Origin of the sequence: Streptomyces shenzhenensis (genome assembly GCF_003688995.1) — a bacterium.
In the GTDB taxonomy this organism is placed as follows: domain Bacteria; phylum Actinomycetota; class Actinomycetes; order Streptomycetales; family Streptomycetaceae; genus Streptomyces; species Streptomyces shenzhenensis_A.
On record NZ_PENI01000025.1, the window covers coordinates 50,321 to 66,818 of the forward strand.

Below are 16,498 nucleotides of genomic sequence, written 5' to 3' on the forward strand. Positions count from 1 at the left end.
GGCGCCCGGGTCGTGTCGCTGTGCGTCCTGCCACCGCCGTACGAAGCCGCGGTCGAGCGGTACTTCACCGGCGCGGGCACCGCGAAGTCCTCCGCGCGGATCTACCGGGCCTCGCCCACCACCTGGGGCTGGAAGCCGCCCGGTGATCCCGTGCCGGTGCCAGGCCCGATCCCTTCGGCCTGACCGCCGTCGACACCCCCGCACTGCCGCCGGGGCTCGCCGAACTCGCCCCTAGTAATGCAGTTGTAGATCGTGGTCCTGCGTCTTGTGGCGGTGAGGGTTGAGCGCGTGTCTCCCGGCAACGGGAGTGCCTCGGCTTGGCCGAGGGTGCCGTGGCATTACATGTTCTGGCAGGCCCTGGTCTTGAACTCCGCCATGGAGACGGTGATTGCGGACTCGTCGCCGTTGTCTGAGACGCTGTCGTAGCGGACCTTTCCGGGGGTGAGCCGGTCCCGGTCGGTCAGGGTGAAGGAGACGCTGCTCGATGACCACGAGTTGTCCTTGGTCCAGCCGTAGAACGCGTAGGTGGTCCTGGCGGTGAGCGGAGCGAGAGACCTGGTCGCGGCCCAGCCGGCAGCAGGAGAATCGAGGGTCCAGGTGACGAGACCGGTCGTGAGCGGGCGGTCGGCGGTCCAGGAACCGACCGTCACCGTCTTGTCGACGTCGGCGCTGTCCACGTAGAGGGTCGCGCCATCGATCTGATGTCCGCAGACCATCATGACACCGAGCAGATGGCCGTCGCCGGTCACGGAGATGCCGGCAACGGCATCGATGGGGACCGTGCAGCCTGAGGTCGCGGCCAAGGCCACGCCGACCACGACGGCGCCGACGAAGCGCCGGAACACCGGTCGTGAAGTGGTCGACCACATGATTAGCCCCCTGCCCGGCGCGTGTGGGCCCTCTGCCCCGGGATGGCAGGGGTCGAGCGGCGCGAGTGCGGCCACTGTTGATCATCGGTGTGTGAAGACAGAAGATCAGGCGGCGGCCGCAGGCCCCAGCCTAGATCCCGCCCACTGGCAGGACATGTTCGAGGCCCTGATGGGCCGCATCGCGGGACGGTTCACCCGAGTGGAACCACGGCGGTGGACACGGAAGTTCGTGCTCGGGCTCTTGTCGGACCTGCCACGCAAGAATTGCTGGACGCTGGCCGAGCATGCCGGCGATGCCACCCCGTACGGCCTGCAGCATCTGCTGTCGAGGGCGAAGTGGGATGCCGATGCGGTCCGGGACGACCTGCGCAGCTTCGTCGTCGAGCAACTGCATGACGAGGACGCGGTGTTGGTGGTCGATGAGACCGGCGACCTGAAGAAGGGCACCGCCACGGTAGGCGTGCAGCGCCAGTACACCGGCACCGCCGGGCGCATCGAGAACAGCCAGGTCGCCGTCTACCTCGCCTACCCCAGCCGACGCGGACACGCGGCAATCGACCGGGAACTGTATGTGCCGCGCTCGTGGATCACGGATGCGGCCCGCTGCCGGTTGGCCGGCATTCCCGAGGAGGTCGGCTTCACCAGCAAGCCCGCGCTCGCCGTCCGCATGATCGACCGGACCCTGGACGCCGGGGTCAGTGCATCCTGGGTAGCCTCAGACGAGGTCTACGGAGGCAATCCGCAACTGCGGGACGCGCTGCAAGAGCGCCAGGTCGGCTACGTCCTCGCGGTCGCCTGTGATCACCAGATCGCCACCCGAGCGGGCAAGGTGCGGGCCGACGCACTGGCCAAAAAGCTGCCGAAACGGGCCTGGCAGAAGCTGTCCGCAGGCGCCGGCGCCAAAGGGCACCGCTTCTACGAGTGGGCCCTGGCCGACGTTGCCGACGGCCAACCCGGTCACCGCCATCTGCTCGTTCGCCGCAACCGCAGCAGCGGCGAACTCGCCTTTTACCGCAGCTACTCGCCCATCCCAGTGCCGCTGGCCACGCTCGTGCGGGTGGCCGGGCGCAGGTGGACCGTCGAGGAGACGTTCCAGGCAGCCAAGGGCCTGGCAGGGCTGTTGAACCGCCGCAAACAATGGCGTGGCATCGCGACCCGCTACGACAAGACCGCCGAGTCCTGCCAAGCGGCCGTCACCCTCGCCCCGCCCCCGATGTGGGCGTGACACTGAGCGGCGCCTGGCCGAGGTTCGCTGTGGTGCGGGCGGGTCCGAATAGGGGTGCCGGGATCGGCGGCGCGCTTCGGCGGGCCCGCTTGGCGCCGTACCCCGGAAAAGCAGTGGCCGCGCGGGCCCGGGGCCACGTACGTTCGCCTCCATGGTTGACGCCGCTTTCGGGCATCCGCGCCTCGCCGCCATCTACGACGTACTCGATCCGGACCGCAGCGATCTCGACGCGTATCTCGCGATGGCGGAGGAGTTCGGGGCGCGGTCCGTGCTGGACATCGGGTGCGGTACGGGCGTGTTCGCGCTGCTGCTCGCCGAGCGTGGGATCACGGTCACCGGGATCGATCCCGCGCGGGCGTCCGTCGACGTCGCGCGTGGCAAGCCGGGCGCGGAGCGGGTGCGCTGGCTCGACGGCGACGCGGGGGACCTGCCGCCCATGCGGATCGACCTGGTGACGATGACCGGGAACGTCGCCCAGGCGATCGCCGATCCGCGGGCGTGGCGTACGACGCTGCGCGGCGCGTACGAGGCGCTGCGGCCCGGCGGGCGGCTCGTCTTCGAGACGCGCGATCCGGCGCGGCGCGTGTGGGAGGAGTGGGCGGAGTGGACGCGCGAGACCACGTACCGCATGACGGACATCCCGGGCGTCGGCCACGTCGAGACCTGGGCCGAGCTGACGGACGTGAGCCTGCCGCTGGTGAGCTTCCGGGGTACGCACGTGTTCGCTGCGGACGGGGACGTACTGACCTCGGAATCGACCCTTCGCTTCCGTGAACGTACGGAGATCGAGCGGGACTTGCATCAGCACGGCTTCGTCGTCGAGGACGTACGCGACGCACCCGACCGGCCGGGCAGGGAGTTCGTGTTCGTGGCGCGGCGCGGTACCACGGAGCCCGTCCCTCTCGGAATGCCCTAGGGAGCGTGCGCACCACACAGCGCCGGGCAGACGGGACGCCGCATGGCGATCCGCCCGCGACCACCACCGACCTCGGGCGGCCCCCACGGAGTTGACCGCATCGACGATCGCCGACCGGCCCAGGACGAACACCCCATCGGCCACCACCTCGTCCACGACATGCGCCGTCAGACCCGTGGGCCGGCCACGAGCCACCCCCGCACGCCGCACCGCTGCCCCGACCGGGTCCACGGGCACAACCGGAGCCGGCGGCCTGTGCCCCAACGCCTCGGCGACCGCGCTCTTCCCCGTACCGGGCAACCCCGCGGTACCAGGCAGCCCCCCTGTATCGGGAAACCCCGCTGCTCCAGACAGCCTCGCTGTACCAGGCACCCCGCTGCTCCACGCACCCCCGCCGAACCGGACAGCCCCGTCATCGCGATCAACATGACGTCACCCTCGTACGCCCGTCGTCTCCACCACCATCAACGCCGGGAAGCGGCAGGCCAACCCTCCCCGACCACTCACGGAACGAGCCGTCAGGAAGAAAACACGTACCGAACGGCCCCCCGGTCGGAAAACGTGTTGCCGACATCTTGACCTTGTTCGAACCAGCGGCTTACCGTTCCGGCGTCCGCCGTCGTTGAAACGATTCAACCCGTATGGCCATCCGCATTGTCATCCGCATTGCCATCACCACCTGGATCCAACTCCCTTTGGGGCGCAGTCATGCATGAACACTTCTCGCAACGTGGCGGGATCTCACGCCGCTCGGTCCTGACCGCGGGACTGGCCGCCGGAACCGCGGCCGCCCTCTGGGCCGCGTCCCCCGGCGCGGTCGCGGCTCCCGCCACCGGGAGCGGCCCCGCCGGCGACTGGTTCGCCGACCCCGCACGGTCGGTGCGCCCCAGGTTCCGATGGTGGTGGCCCGACGGCCTGGTGGACCCCGACGAGATCGCCCGCGAGATCGACCAGATCGCCGACGCCGGCTTCGGCGGGGTCGAGATCGCCGCGGTCCACCACAGCATCAAGGACAAGTCGGTGCTGGACACCGCCGCCCACGGGTGGGGCAGCAGGCCGTGGCGGGACGGCGTCGAGGCCGCCCTGCGCCGCGCCGCGAGACGCGGCGTGACCGTCGACATCACCCTGGGCCCGAGCTGGCCCGTCGCCATCCCCGGCGTCACCCCCGACGACACGGCGGCGGCCAAGGAACTCGTCCACGGCCGGGTCGACCTGGCCGCGGGAGCCACCTACCAGGGCCCGGTGCCGCCGCCCCTGCGCGAAGCCGCCGCCGGTGTCACCCGGCAGCAACTCCTCGCCGTGCAGGCCGCCCGGGTGGCCCCGGCGAACTCCACGCGCAAGGAGACCGGGCTCGACCTCGCCGGCGTCCGCGACCTCACCGCCACCGTCACGGACGGCACGCTGACCTGGACGGCGCCCGAGGACGGCGACTGGGTGCTGCTCTCGTACTGGCAGCGGGGTTCGGGGCAGCAGCCCGAGTCCGGCCCGCACTCCGATCCGGCCGCGTTCGTCGTCGACCACCTGTCCGCGGACGGCACCGCCGCGGTCACCGAGTACTGGAACCGGCAGGTGCTGACCCCGTCCGTGCGCCGGCTGCTGAAGGCGGCGGGCGGAGCCTTCTTCGAGGACTCCGTGGAGCTGGAGACCGAGGGGCTGACCTGGACGCCGGGGCTGCCGGAGGCGTTCGAGAAGCACACCGGCCGCCCGCTGCTGCCGTATCTGCCGGCGCTCGTCCTCGACAAGAGCAACCAGGTCTTCGCCTTCGAGGCCCAGGTGACGCGGCAGATCAGGCACGACTTCTGGGAGACCGTCTCCGGTCTGTTCAACCGCCATCATCTGCGCGCCCTGCGGGACTGGGCGCACGCGCTCGGCATGCAGCTGCGCGCCCAGCCGTACGGTCTGCAGACCGACGCCATCGCGTCGGCGGCTGTCCTCGACATCGCCGAGGGCGAGTCGCTCGGCTTCAAGAACCTGGACGACTACCGCTGTCTGGCCGGCGGCCGGGACATGGCGGGGCACACGGTGCTGTCCTGCGAGGCGGGCGCCTACAACGGGTCGGCGTACAGCACGACGTGGGACAGGTTCCTGCGCACCATGGGCGGCGCCTACGCGGCCGGTGTCAACCAGACCGTCGTGCACGGCTTCTCCTACGCCACCGCACCGCAGGTGAGCTGGCCCGGCTTCGCCGCGTTCAGCCCGTACAACGGGACGTCCGGCTACGGCGAGTCCTGGGGGCCGCGGCAGCCCACCTGGCGGCACATCGAGGACGTCTCCGCGTATCTCGCCCGTGTGCACGGGGTCCTGCAGTCCGGCACCGCCCGGGCGGACGTCGCCGTCTTCCGGCAGACCGGCTACACCGCCACCGGCATCGGGGCCTCCTGGCTCACCTCGACCGGTGTCCCGCTCGGCTGGACCCACCAGTTCCTCAGCGGCCCGCTGCTCGACCTGCCCGCCGCCACCGTGTCCGGCGGTCGGCTCGCGCCGCACGGACCCGCCTACAAGGCGCTGTTCGTCGAGAGTGACTTCTTCTACGGCTCCACCCCCACGCTCGCCGAGCCGCACGCCCGCAAGCTGCTCGAACTGGCCCGGGCCGGCCTGCCGATCGTCCTGCTCGGGGCCTTCGACCAGGCGCTCACCCCCGGCGTGCCCGCCTCCGGCGAGACGGACCGGCTCCGCGAGATCATGGCCCGGCTGCTCGCCCTGCCCCGGGTGCTCCAGGTCAGCGACAAGACGGCGGTCGGCGACGCCCTCGCCCGGCTCGGCGTGACACCCGACGTGCGCTACGCCACCTCGTCCACGCTGCTCAACGCACACCGGGCCACCCCGGACGCGGACTACTACTACCTGTGCAACGGCAAGCACGCCGAGACCGTCAAGCCGCCCGTGGCGGCGATCGACCACGAGGTGACCCTGCGCGGCACGCGGCGCGGCGCCACCGTGCCGTATCTCCTCGACCCCTGGACCGGCGAAGGTGTGCGACTCGCCCGGTACACCCAGGACGGCGACGACTTCACCCTGCGGGTCACGCTCCAGCCGGGACAGACGATGATCGTGGCGCTCGGGCGGCCCGGCCTGTTCGGCGACCGCAACGGGGCCCGCCAGCACGCGCTGGCCACGGACGCCGACGCGGTGCTGTTCACCCGGCGCGGGCTGACGCTGCGGGCCGGCAGCGCGGGTACGTACACGACCCGCCTGTCCCGGGGGCGTACGGTCACCACGGTCATCCCCTCGGTGCCCGCGCCGATCACCCCGGCCCGCTGGCAGCTGGACGTCGAGGACTGGTATCCCGGAGCCGACGCGACACGGACGGAACGGGTCCGCCGCACGCTGACGCTGGACACCCTGCTGCCCTGGTCGCAGATCACCGAGCTGGCGGACTCCGCCGGAGTGGGCCGGTACCGCACCACGGTCGTGCTGCCGGACGACTGGGACGCCTCCCACGGTGCGCTGCTGGAACTCGGGCAGGTCAGCGACACGTTCCGGGTGACCGTCAACGGCACGCGGTCGGCGCCGGTCGACCGGCTGCACCCGGTCGCCGACGTCGGGGCCCTGCTGCGGCGCGGCGCGAACGTCATCGAGATCGAGGTGGCGACACCGCTCATCAACCGGCTGAGGGCCGTTCAGCCGGCCGTGTTCGGCGGTGTCTCCCGGCAGGCCCACGGCCTCGTGGGGCCTGTCCGCCTCGTGCCTCACGTCCAGGCCGTCGTGGGCTGAACCTCACGAGCGAGCGCATCCGATCGCACCCGGCGGCACCTGGTCGCGGCCGGGTGCGCTCGCGCCTTCCTGCGGGAGTTTCCCGTTGGTGTGCCCCAGCCGGATTGAACGATTCAACTCCCTTTGTAGCTCACACCTTTGATGGTTCGTCACTGTGCAAACGGTGCCGCCCCGAGCCTGGAGTGTCCGTTTCACCTGCCCATTTCGCTGCGCAATCGCCCACGAGAGCACGGCACTTCGACCCCTTCCTGTGAGAAGTCTTGACGCCGGCCGTGGCCACACCTAGCGTCTCCGGCTAATGAAATAGAACGATTCAAAACGCGAAGGGAACCCGGCACGTGCCCGCACCGCGCGACACCTCCAGCCCGTCCCGCCGTCAGATCCTGTTCGCCGCGTCGGCCGCGGCCGCCGCCACCGCCGTGTCGTCCACCGCCGTGTGGGCTCCCTCCGCGGCGGCCGCCACCCGGCCGCCGGCCCAGGCCGCCGGCGCCGGGCGGGTGCTCGCCCCCTTCGCGCTCGGCGCGGTCCGGCTGCTCGACAGCCCGTTCCTGGACAACATGCGCCGGACCTGCGCCTATCTGCTCTTCGTCGACATCGACCGGCTGCTGCACACGTTCCGGCTGAACGTGGGGCTGCCGTCCGCGGCGGAGCCCTGCGGAGGGTGGGAGGCCCCGAACGTCCAACTGCGCGGTCACACCACCGGTCATCTGCTCAGCGCTCTGGCCCAGGCCCATGCCAACACCGGTGACCGGGCCTACGCGGACAAGGCCGACAGCCTGGTGTCCGCGCTGGCCGAGTGTCAGCAGGCCGCCGAGGCGGCCGGATTCCACCGCGGCTATCTCTCCGCCTTCCCCGAGTCGGTCCTCGACCAGCTGGAGGCGGGCGGCAAGCCCTGGGCGCCGTACTACACCCTGCACAAGATCATGGCCGGGCTGCTCGACCAGTACGAACTCGGTGGCAGCCGACAGGCGTTGACGGTCCTGCTGGAGATGGCGGCCTGGCTGGACGCACGTACCGCGCCGCTGTCCCACGAGCGGATGCAGACGGTGCTCAAGGTGGAGTTCGGCGGGATGAACGACATCCTCGACCGGCTCCACCTGGTCACCGGCGACCCGGCGCATCTGCGCACCGCGCGGCGCTTCGACCACGAGGAACTGTACGCACCACTGGCGGCCGGCCGTGACGAACTCGCCGGGCGGCACGCCAACACCGAGATCGCCAAGGTGGTCGGCGCGGTGCCGGCCTTCGAGACCACCGGGGACCGGCGCTACCTGGACATCGCCGACACCTTCTGGACGGTGGTCGTACGGGATCATTCGTACGCCATCGGCGGCAACTCCAACCAGGAACTCTTCGGCCCGCCCGGCGAGATCGTCAGCCGGCTGTCGGAGGTGACCTGCGAGAACTGCAACAGCTACAACATGCTCAAGCTGGGCCGGCAACTGTTCCTGCACCGGCCGTCGCGCGCCGCCTACATGGACCACTACGAGTGGACGCTCTACAACCAGTTGCTCGGCGAGCAGGACCCCGACTCCGAGCACGGCTTCGTGACCTACTACACCGGGCTGTGGGCCGGTGCACGGCGGCAGCCCAAGGGCGGGCTCGGCGCGGCCCCGGGGAGCTACAGCGGGGACTACGACAACTTCTCCTGCGACCACGGAACCGGCCTGGAGACACACACCAAGTTCGCCGACAGCATCTACTTCCGCTCCCGGGACACCCGCGACGCCGAGCTGTACGTCAATCTGTTCATCCCGTCCGAAGTGCGCTGGCCCGAAACAGGAGTGACACTCCGCCAGGATACCGGGTACCCGGACACGGACCGGGTCCGGCTCTCCGTCACCCGGGGAGCGGCCCGCTTCGCGCTGAAGATCCGCATCCCCGCCTGGGTCGCGGACACCGGCAGACCCGCCGAGCTGACGGTCAACCACCGGCGCGTCGACGCACCTGTGCGGCCGGGGACATACGCGACCGTCGAGCGGCACTGGCGCACCGGGGACAGCGTCGAACTCGTGCTGCCACGCACCCCCGTGTGGCGCCCGGCCCCCGACAACCCCCAGGTGAAGTCGGTGTCGTACGGGCCGCTCGTGCTGGCGGGCGAGTACGGCGACACCCCGCTGGCCGTCCCGCCCACCATCCGCCCGGACACGCTGCGCCGCGCGCCCGGCGACCCCACCGCGTTCACCGCCGTCGCCGACGGCCGGCCGGTGTCCCTGCGGGCGTTCCACAAGGTGCACCACCAGCGCTACAACGTGTACTGGTCGGTGACGCCGAGGCCGGGCCGCGAACGCGATGTCGCCCGGTACCCGTTCGACGAGGCGACGGGAGTCTCGGCCGCCGACCGGACCGGGGCGTTCGCCGACGCCCTGCTCGTCGGGGGCGCCTCCTGGATCCGGGACGGCGCCGCCGACGCCGTGGCGCTCGACGGGGTGAACGGCCATGTCGCCCTGCCGAAGGGCCTGCTCACGGGCCTGACGGAGCTGACGGTCAGCGTGCGCGTACGCGTCGACGCGCTCGCCGCCTCGGCCCGCGTCTTCGACTTCGGATTCCACAAGGAGACGTATCTGTTCCTCGCCGCGACCACCGGCGCCGGGCGCGCCCGCGGCGCGCTGAAGATCGCCGGCATGGCCGCGGAGGACGTCGTCGACGCGGCAGGACCCCTGCCCGTCGGCCGCTGGACCCATGTGGCCCTCACGCTCGGCGGCGGCACGGGTGTCCTCTATCTCGACGGCGCCGAGGCCGGCCGCAACCCGGCCATGGCCGCCGGCCCGCTGCTGCTCGGCGCGACCAGCCGCAACTTCCTCGGCCGTTCGCAGAACACCATCCACCCCTACCTCCGGGGTGCGGTGCGCGATCTCCGGCTGCACAACCGGGCCCTGACCGCCGCCGAGGTGGCCCGACTCGCCGCCGGCTGACCGGCCTTCAGCGCAGAAACCCGCCCATGCCACCGGCACGCGTCGCCGTGTCCGCCGTACCCCGCAGGAGTTCACGCATGTCCGAACACGACCTGTCCAGACGCCGTTTCGTCGTCGCCGCCTCCGCCGGCACCGTGCTCGCGACGGGGCTGCCCGGCCTTGCCCACGGCGCCGAGGCCGGCCGGCCCTGGGACGGCGACGGTCACCCCGGGGACGCGGCACGGCACTTCGCCGATCCCCCCAAGGACAGCCGGCCCACCGTCTACTGGTACTGGAACGGGCCCGTCACCCCCGACCTGGTCGACCGCCAACTCGCCGACCTGCGGTCCAAAGGCATGTACGAAGTCATCCTGTTCTCCTTCGACAACGCCGAGATGCAGCCCGCGTTCTTCACCGAGGAGTGGTTCGACATCGTCGGACACGTCCTGCGCACCGCGGAGCGCACCGGCATGCGGGTGTGGCTGTTCAACGACGACCACTTCCCGAGCGGCCGGGCCGGCGAGTACGTCGTCAAGGGCGGAACCGTCGGGTCCCGCACCTATGAGCCACGCCCCGAGCTGCGGTTGAAGGCACTGTGGCGGTCGACCACCGTGGTGACCGGACCCGCCCGCGTCGATCTGCGCCGCACCACGGGCGTGGGCGTGGACACGGGCCGCCTGGTCGCCGACGCCGCTCTCCTCGACGGCGCCACCGTGCTGCGCGACAGCGAGCGCTGGACCGACTACACGCTCACCGCGAACGGCAAGGCCGACCACACGGCCGCCGGGGTCGTGGTGCGGGCCGCGCAGGACGGCCTCGACGGCTACGCGGTCACCTTCGACCAGACCGGCGTCATCACCGTGCTCCGGCTCGCCCGCGACGCCGAGCCCGTCGAACTGCTCCGCAGCAGCAGGACCGACGGCTTCAACAAGACCAAGTTCCACACCCTCGCCGTCACCGTCCGCGGATCACGGCTGTCCGTCACCCTGGACGGCAAGGACAAGGGCGGTGTCGACGACGGCCGTTACCCCGCCGGAGGCGCGGGCGTGCGGGCGGTCGAGGACCAGCGGGGCCTGTGGGACACCTTCGCCGTCACGGCGGACGACGGCACCACGCTGTACACGTCGGCCTTCGACGACCCGGCCGCCGCCGGTGACTTCCCCGAGCGTGCCGCCCTCGCCACCCCGGCCGTCGCCGCCGCGGCCCGCCCCGCAGGAGCCACGGACGCCGCCGCGTCCGTCGACCTGACGGCACAGCTCGCCGACGGCCACACCTGGCAGGCACCCGCGGGCCGTTGGCAGCTCGACCTGTTCGGCGGGGTGCCCCTCGTCGACGACTCCCAGGGCTACAGCCGCAGTTACCTCGACCTGCTCGACGACGAACCCGTGGAGCTGTTCCTGGACATCGTGCCGGGCGAGTACCACCGCCGGTTCGGCCGCTACTTCGGCACCGTCGTCCCCGGCTTCTGGGACGACGAGCCGTTCTTCGGCTCTGCCGAGGCCCACTTCAAGCGGCTGCCGTGGTCACCCACCCTGGACCGGGCGCTCCGGGCCGTGGGCGTGGAACCCGGCACGGCCTACGCCAGCGCCTTCGACGACCTGGGCCGCTCGGGCCGGATCGCCCGAGGCCGCTACTGGGAGGCCGTCTCCAACCGGTTCGCCCAGTACTTCAGGAAGCAGGCGCAGTGGTACGAGCGGCGCGGCGTCGCCCTCATCACCAACCCGCTGTACGACGAGACGGCCCCCGCCAAGCGCATTCCGTCCACCGGCGATCTGCACAAGGTCAACCAGTGGGCGCATGTGCCCGGCGGCGACATCATCACCGCCGAGTACGTCGCCGGGCAGCCCACGATGATCCCGCGCAACCCGGCATCCGCCGCCCACCAGGGGGGCCGCGAACGGGCGTTGCTGGAGATGTTCGGCAACATGGGCTGGCAGGTCACACCCGGCTTCGTGCACGCGACCGTCGGGGCACAGGCCGCCCGTGGCATCAACCTGACGGTGCTGCACGCCCTGTGGACCGACGAGAAGCGGGTGTACTTCCCGCCGCCGTTCGGCCCGCGCGCCCCCTGGTGGTGGGCCATGCGCCCGCTCGCCGAGTGGATCGGCCGGGTCATGGAGGCCGGGCGTGGCACGTCCGGCGCGCGCACCGCCCTGCTGCAACCGCAGCGCGCCGCCGAGCAGTGGACCGGCACGGCCCGGCAGGGCGAGGTGGACGGCCCGCTCGCCGACGCCGCCTACGCGCTGGAGCGCGCCCAGGTCGACTTCGACCTGCTGCACGAGGGAGCCCTGGGCGGGGACCCGGAGCTGCGCCACCGGGCCGATGTCCGCGGCGGCCGGCTGGCCGTGGGCGCGGCGCGCTACGACCTCGTGGTCGTCCCGCGGTCCCCGACCCTGGACGCGGCCGGGGTGCGCGTGCTGCGGGAGTTCGTGCGCTCCGGCGGCACCGCCGTCGCCGTGGGCCCGTTCGACGCGGACGACGCGGACGGCAACGACCGCTCCCTCGCCCGCTCCCTGGCCGACCTGTTCGGCGACGCGCTGCCGGGCACCCGCGTCCTGGGCGCCGGGCGCGCGGTACGCGTGGCCGACGTCTCCGGTCTGCGTGCTGCAGCCCATGAGGCCGGGGCGGCGGCGGCCGTGCTCGACCCCGCGCGCGATGCGATCCGGGTGCTGCGTGTGCACCGCGGCACGGACACCGCGTTCCTCCTCAACAACGAGAGCGGTGACGCCGTCGAGACCGTGGCGACCCTCCCGGTGACCGGGGTGCCCGAGCTGTGGGACCCGGCGACGGGCGACACCGGGCCCGCGCCGGTGTACCGGAGCACCAAGCGCGGTCTGCGTGTGCCGCTCGGCTTCGAGCCGTACCAGACCCGGATCGTCGTGGTCCGCCGCACCGGCCCCACCCCGCCGCACCTGACGGAGGCCGCGCTTCCTGTGCTCGGCGTCGAGCCGGACGGCCGCACCCTGCGGGTGACCGCGGAGGCCGCCGCGCCCGGCGTCCACCTGCTCACCGGCACCGACGGCGGCCACACCTACCGGGGCACGGTCCGCGTCGACGACCCGCTCGCGCCGGTCACCCTCGACAACGACTGGACCCTCACCCTGGAGCGCGACGGCGCCACCCCCGTCACCGGCCCCCTCGGCAGCTGGACCGACGTCGACCGGCTGTTCTCCGGCAGCGGCACCTACAGCACGACCGTCGATGCCACGCCCGCCCTGCTCGCCGGGCGGCGGGTGCTGCTCGACCTCGGCGACGTACGCGACGTGGCGGCCGTGACCGTCAACGGCACGGAACTCGGTGCGCTGCTGTGGGCGCCCTTCGTCGTCGACGTCACCGGACTGCTCACCCCGGGACGCAACCGGCTCGACGTGCGTGTCGCCAACACGCTGTCCAACGAGCGCAACAAGCCGCTGCCGTCCGGGCTGCTCGGCCCCGTCACGCTGCGCTTCCGACGCCGCGTCACCGCCCGGCTCACCCGCGTCTGACCCGTCCTGGCCCCGACGCCTCCACCCGTAGGAGCACCATGCACAGATCCCGCTTCCCCGGCGGCCGCCGGCGCCGCGTCCCCCTGCTGGCCGCCGGGCTCACGGCCTTCGCGACCGTGCTGGCCGGTGCCGTCGGCGCCGACGCCACGACGACCGCCGGCGCCCTCGTGCCGACCCAGCTGCGCACCCAGCACCTCGACCGGGCCCTCGGCATCGACGACACCACCCCCTCGCTCAGCTGGCGGACCGCCGCCCGCGCCGCCGGCGTCCTCCAGTCCGGCTACCGGGTCCAGGCCGCCACCAGCCCGGAGCGGCTGCGCGCCGGCCGGCCCGACCTGTGGGACTCCGGCAAGGTCCGCTCGGCCACCCCGGAGACGACCTACGCCGGCCGGGCGGTCGGCTCCCGCACCCGCGTGTACTGGCGGGTCATGCTCTGGTCGCAGCACGGGGCCCGGGGGTCCGCCTGGAGCGCCCCCGCCGTCTTCGAGACCGGACTGACCCGGCAGTCCGACTGGAACGCGGACTGGATCACCCACCCCGACTGGCGGCTCGGCGAGCGCGCCGTGCAGCCGGTCGTCGTCAGCGTGCCGCGCACCACCGCCCGTTACCTGCGGCTGGACGTCACCCGGCTCGGCCTGCCGCTCGCGGAGGACTTCCCCGCCCGCACCTGGCGGGTGCAGCTCGGCGAGATCGACGTCCGCGACTCCGTCACCTCCACCACGGGCCTCGCCAAGGGCGCCGCGGTCACCGCGTCGGAGAGCAACACCGTCCGCAAGACCTGGGAACCCGCCCTCGCCGTAGACGGGTTGCCCAACAGCGCGCTGCAGACCGCGGCCGGGTACTCCAGCGCCGCGCACTCCGGACCCGACGCCGCCGACACCCCGGTCACCCTCACCCTGGACCTGAAGACGGCGAAGACGTTCGACCAGGTGGCGCTCTACCCGCGCGCCGACGTCCTGACCGACGACGGCCGCGTCCCCGGCTTCCCGGTCGACTACGCGCTCGCCGGCGCGGACCAGGCGTCCGGACCCTTCACCCCGCTCGCCCAGGTCACCGGCCAGCGCCCGCCCGAGCCCTATCTGCCCTCCGGACTGCCGCTGCTCGCCGACGACTTCACCTTGCCGCGCGCGGTGCGCAGCGCCCGCCTGTACATCGCCGGCCTCGGCATCTACGACGCCACGATCAACGGCGAACCGGTCGGCGACGCCGTCCTGGAACCCGCCAACACCGACTACGCCGAACGCGTCCAGTACGCCACCTACGACGTCACCGACCGGCTGCGGACCGGTGCCAACACCATCGGCGTGGCCCTCGGCAACGGCATGTCCAACGTCGTCAGCACCGCCGACCGCTACCGCAAGCTGTACGGCAACCTCAGCGACCCGAAGCTGATCGCCCGGCTCGACGTGACCCTGGCCGACGGCAGTGTCCGCACCGTCACCAGCGGCGACGACTGGCGTACCACGCTCGGGCCCACCACCTCGTCCAACTGGTACGGCGGCGAGGACTACGACGCGCGCCGGGAGATCCCGCACTGGGACGAGCCGCGCGGCGACCGGCACGACTGGCGCCGGGCCGTGACCGTGTCAGGGCCCGGCAGCACGGAGCGGCCGGCCCTGCTCAGCGCCCGGGAGACCGAGCCGATCCGGGTCATGGAGACCCTCACGGGCAAGGAGGTCGACGGCGCGGCCGGCAGCCGCGTCTTCGACCTCGGGCGCAACATCGCCGGCTGGCCGGAGATCACCGTCACCGCACCCGCCGGAACCGAGATCCGCGCCTACCCCGCCGAGAGCCTCAAGGCCGGACACGCCTTCCAGTCCATCAGCAACGTCGGCGCCCCGCTGTGGGACAGCTACACCGCACGCGGGTCCGGCGCCGAGACCTGGCATCCGCGGTTCAGCTACCACGGCTTCCGCTACCTGGAACTCAAGGGCGTCCCCGAGGGTGCCACGGTGCGCGTACGGGGCAAGGTCCTGCACACCGACAACACCTCCGCCGGCACCTTCACCACCTCCGATCCGCTCGTCAACGACATCCACGGACTGATCCGGGGAGCGATCGAAGGCAACATGATGAGCGTCCTCACGGACTGCCCGAGCCGGGAGAAGCTCGGCTGGCTGGAACAGGACCAGCTGGTCTTCCCCGCGCTCGCCGGGAACTACGACATGCAGGCCCACCTGCGCAAGATCGTCCGGGACATGGCCGACGCGCAGACCGCGGACGGGCTGGTGCCGAGCACCGTACCGGAGTACACGAACCTGCCCGGCGCCTACCGCAACGACGCCAACTGGGGCGGCGCCTTCGTCCTGGTGCCCTGGCAGCTGTACACCACCTACGGCGACCGGTCCACGCTGAGCACCTACTACCCGCGCATGCGGCAGTATGCCGCCTTCCTGGAGAACCAGGTCTCCGGCGGCATCCTGGACTACGGCCTCGGCGACTGGTTCACCCCCGACCGGACCTTCCCGCGCGCGGTGGCCGGCACCTACGGCTACTGGCGGGTCGTCGACACCCTCGGCCGGATCGCCGACGTCCTCGGCGACCGGGCCGCGGCCGCGGAGTACCGGGCGAAGGCCGACGCGAGCGCGAAGGCGCTCGCCGCCAAGTACTACGACACCGCCACCGGCAGCTTCGGGGGCGGCGGACAGGGCGCCGAGGCCCTGGCACTCGACATGGGCGCCTACCCGGCGGGGGAGCGGGACCGCCTGCTCGCCCACTTCACGACGTCCGTCGAGAACGCGGGACACCATCTGGTGCTCGGTGAGATCTCGCTGCCGGCCGCCTTCCGTGTGCTGTCCGCGGCGGGCCGGGACGACATCGTGCTGCGCATCGCCACACAGACGACGAGCCCCAGCTACGGCTACCAAGTCCGGGCCGGGAACACGACGTTGGGCGAATCCTGGGACGGCGGCCCCGGCCAGTCGCAGAACCACTTCATGCTCGGCGCCATCGACGGGTGGTTCATCGGCCGGGTCGCGGGCATCGCGCAGACGGCCGACTCGGTCGGGTACGCGAAGCTGCTCATCGACCCCGCCGTCGAGGGCGACATGACGTCCGCCTCCGGCTCGTACACCACCCCGTACGGTGTGGCACACACGGAGTGGCGGCGGGAATCCGGCCGCTTCCGGCTGACCGTGGACGTGCCCGCGGGCAGCACGGCGGAGGTCCATGTCCCGGCGGACGCGGGTCACGCCGAGGCCCCCGCCGGCGCACACCTGCTGCGCACCGAGGGCTCGGACGCGGTGTACGAGGTGGGCTCCGGCCACTGGACCTTCCGCTCGGCACTGAACCGGCCGTGACCTTCCCACCAGGGCCGGCGCCCGCACCTGCCGCGGCGCGGAGCACGGGTCGCCGAGCGCCGCGCGCGGACCTAGCGTGTGAGGCGTACGGACGCT

General features: G+C 72.2%; 7 protein-coding genes and 1 pseudogene. 7 read left to right on the top strand and 1 reads right to left on the bottom strand.

What is annotated here, in order from left to right; all coding sequences use genetic code 11:
• Positions 1-12 precede the first annotated feature (12 nt).
• Positions 13-183 (top strand): hypothetical protein, encoded by a 171-nt coding sequence (locus CTZ28_RS48785; RefSeq protein WP_259471905.1) that lies wholly within the window; start codon positions 13-15, stop codon positions 181-183.
• A gap of 155 nt (positions 184-338) precedes the next feature.
• Here the strand turns inward: CTZ28_RS48785 and CTZ28_RS31470 are convergent, their stop codons facing one another.
• Positions 339-869 (bottom strand): hypothetical protein, encoded by a 531-nt coding sequence (locus tag CTZ28_RS31470; RefSeq protein WP_259471906.1) that lies wholly within the window; start codon positions 867-869, stop codon positions 339-341.
• Positions 870-1,038: 169 nt separating this feature from the next.
• On the opposite strand from CTZ28_RS31470, the pseudogene CTZ28_RS31475 reads away from it, so the two are divergent.
• From CTZ28_RS31475 to CTZ28_RS31500, 6 genes and pseudogenes are all read left to right on the top strand, one after another.
• Positions 1,039-1,989: pseudogene (locus CTZ28_RS31475) on the top strand (IS701 family transposase); the annotation flags it as partial.
• 256 nt (positions 1,990-2,245) lie between these two features.
• Positions 2,246-3,010 carry a class I SAM-dependent methyltransferase gene (locus CTZ28_RS31480; protein WP_121893119.1) on the top strand — a complete coding sequence of 255 codons (765 nt, stop codon included), beginning with the start codon at positions 2,246-2,248 and terminating at the stop codon, positions 3,008-3,010.
• Between the two features lie 708 nt (positions 3,011-3,718).
• The gene (locus CTZ28_RS31485; RefSeq protein ID WP_121893120.1) at positions 3,719-6,724 is read left to right on the top strand and encodes a glycosyl hydrolase; all 3,006 of its coding nucleotides are present in this window, start codon (positions 3,719-3,721) and stop codon (positions 6,722-6,724) included.
• A 338-nt stretch (positions 6,725-7,062) separates the two neighbouring features.
• Complete coding sequence (locus tag CTZ28_RS31490) at positions 7,063-9,639, top strand: glycoside hydrolase family 127 protein (RefSeq protein WP_121893121.1); 2,577 nt, start codon at positions 7,063-7,065, stop codon at positions 9,637-9,639.
• 77 nt (positions 9,640-9,716) lie between these two features.
• Positions 9,717-13,103 (top strand): glycosyl hydrolase, encoded by a 3,387-nt coding sequence (locus tag CTZ28_RS31495; protein WP_121893122.1) that lies wholly within the window; start codon positions 9,717-9,719, stop codon positions 13,101-13,103.
• Positions 13,104-13,141: 38 nt separating this feature from the next.
• Positions 13,142-16,402, top strand: a complete 3,261-nt coding sequence (locus tag CTZ28_RS31500) for a family 78 glycoside hydrolase catalytic domain (protein ID WP_121893123.1) — start codon at positions 13,142-13,144, stop codon at positions 16,400-16,402.
• The last annotated feature ends 96 nt before the right edge of the window (positions 16,403-16,498 follow it).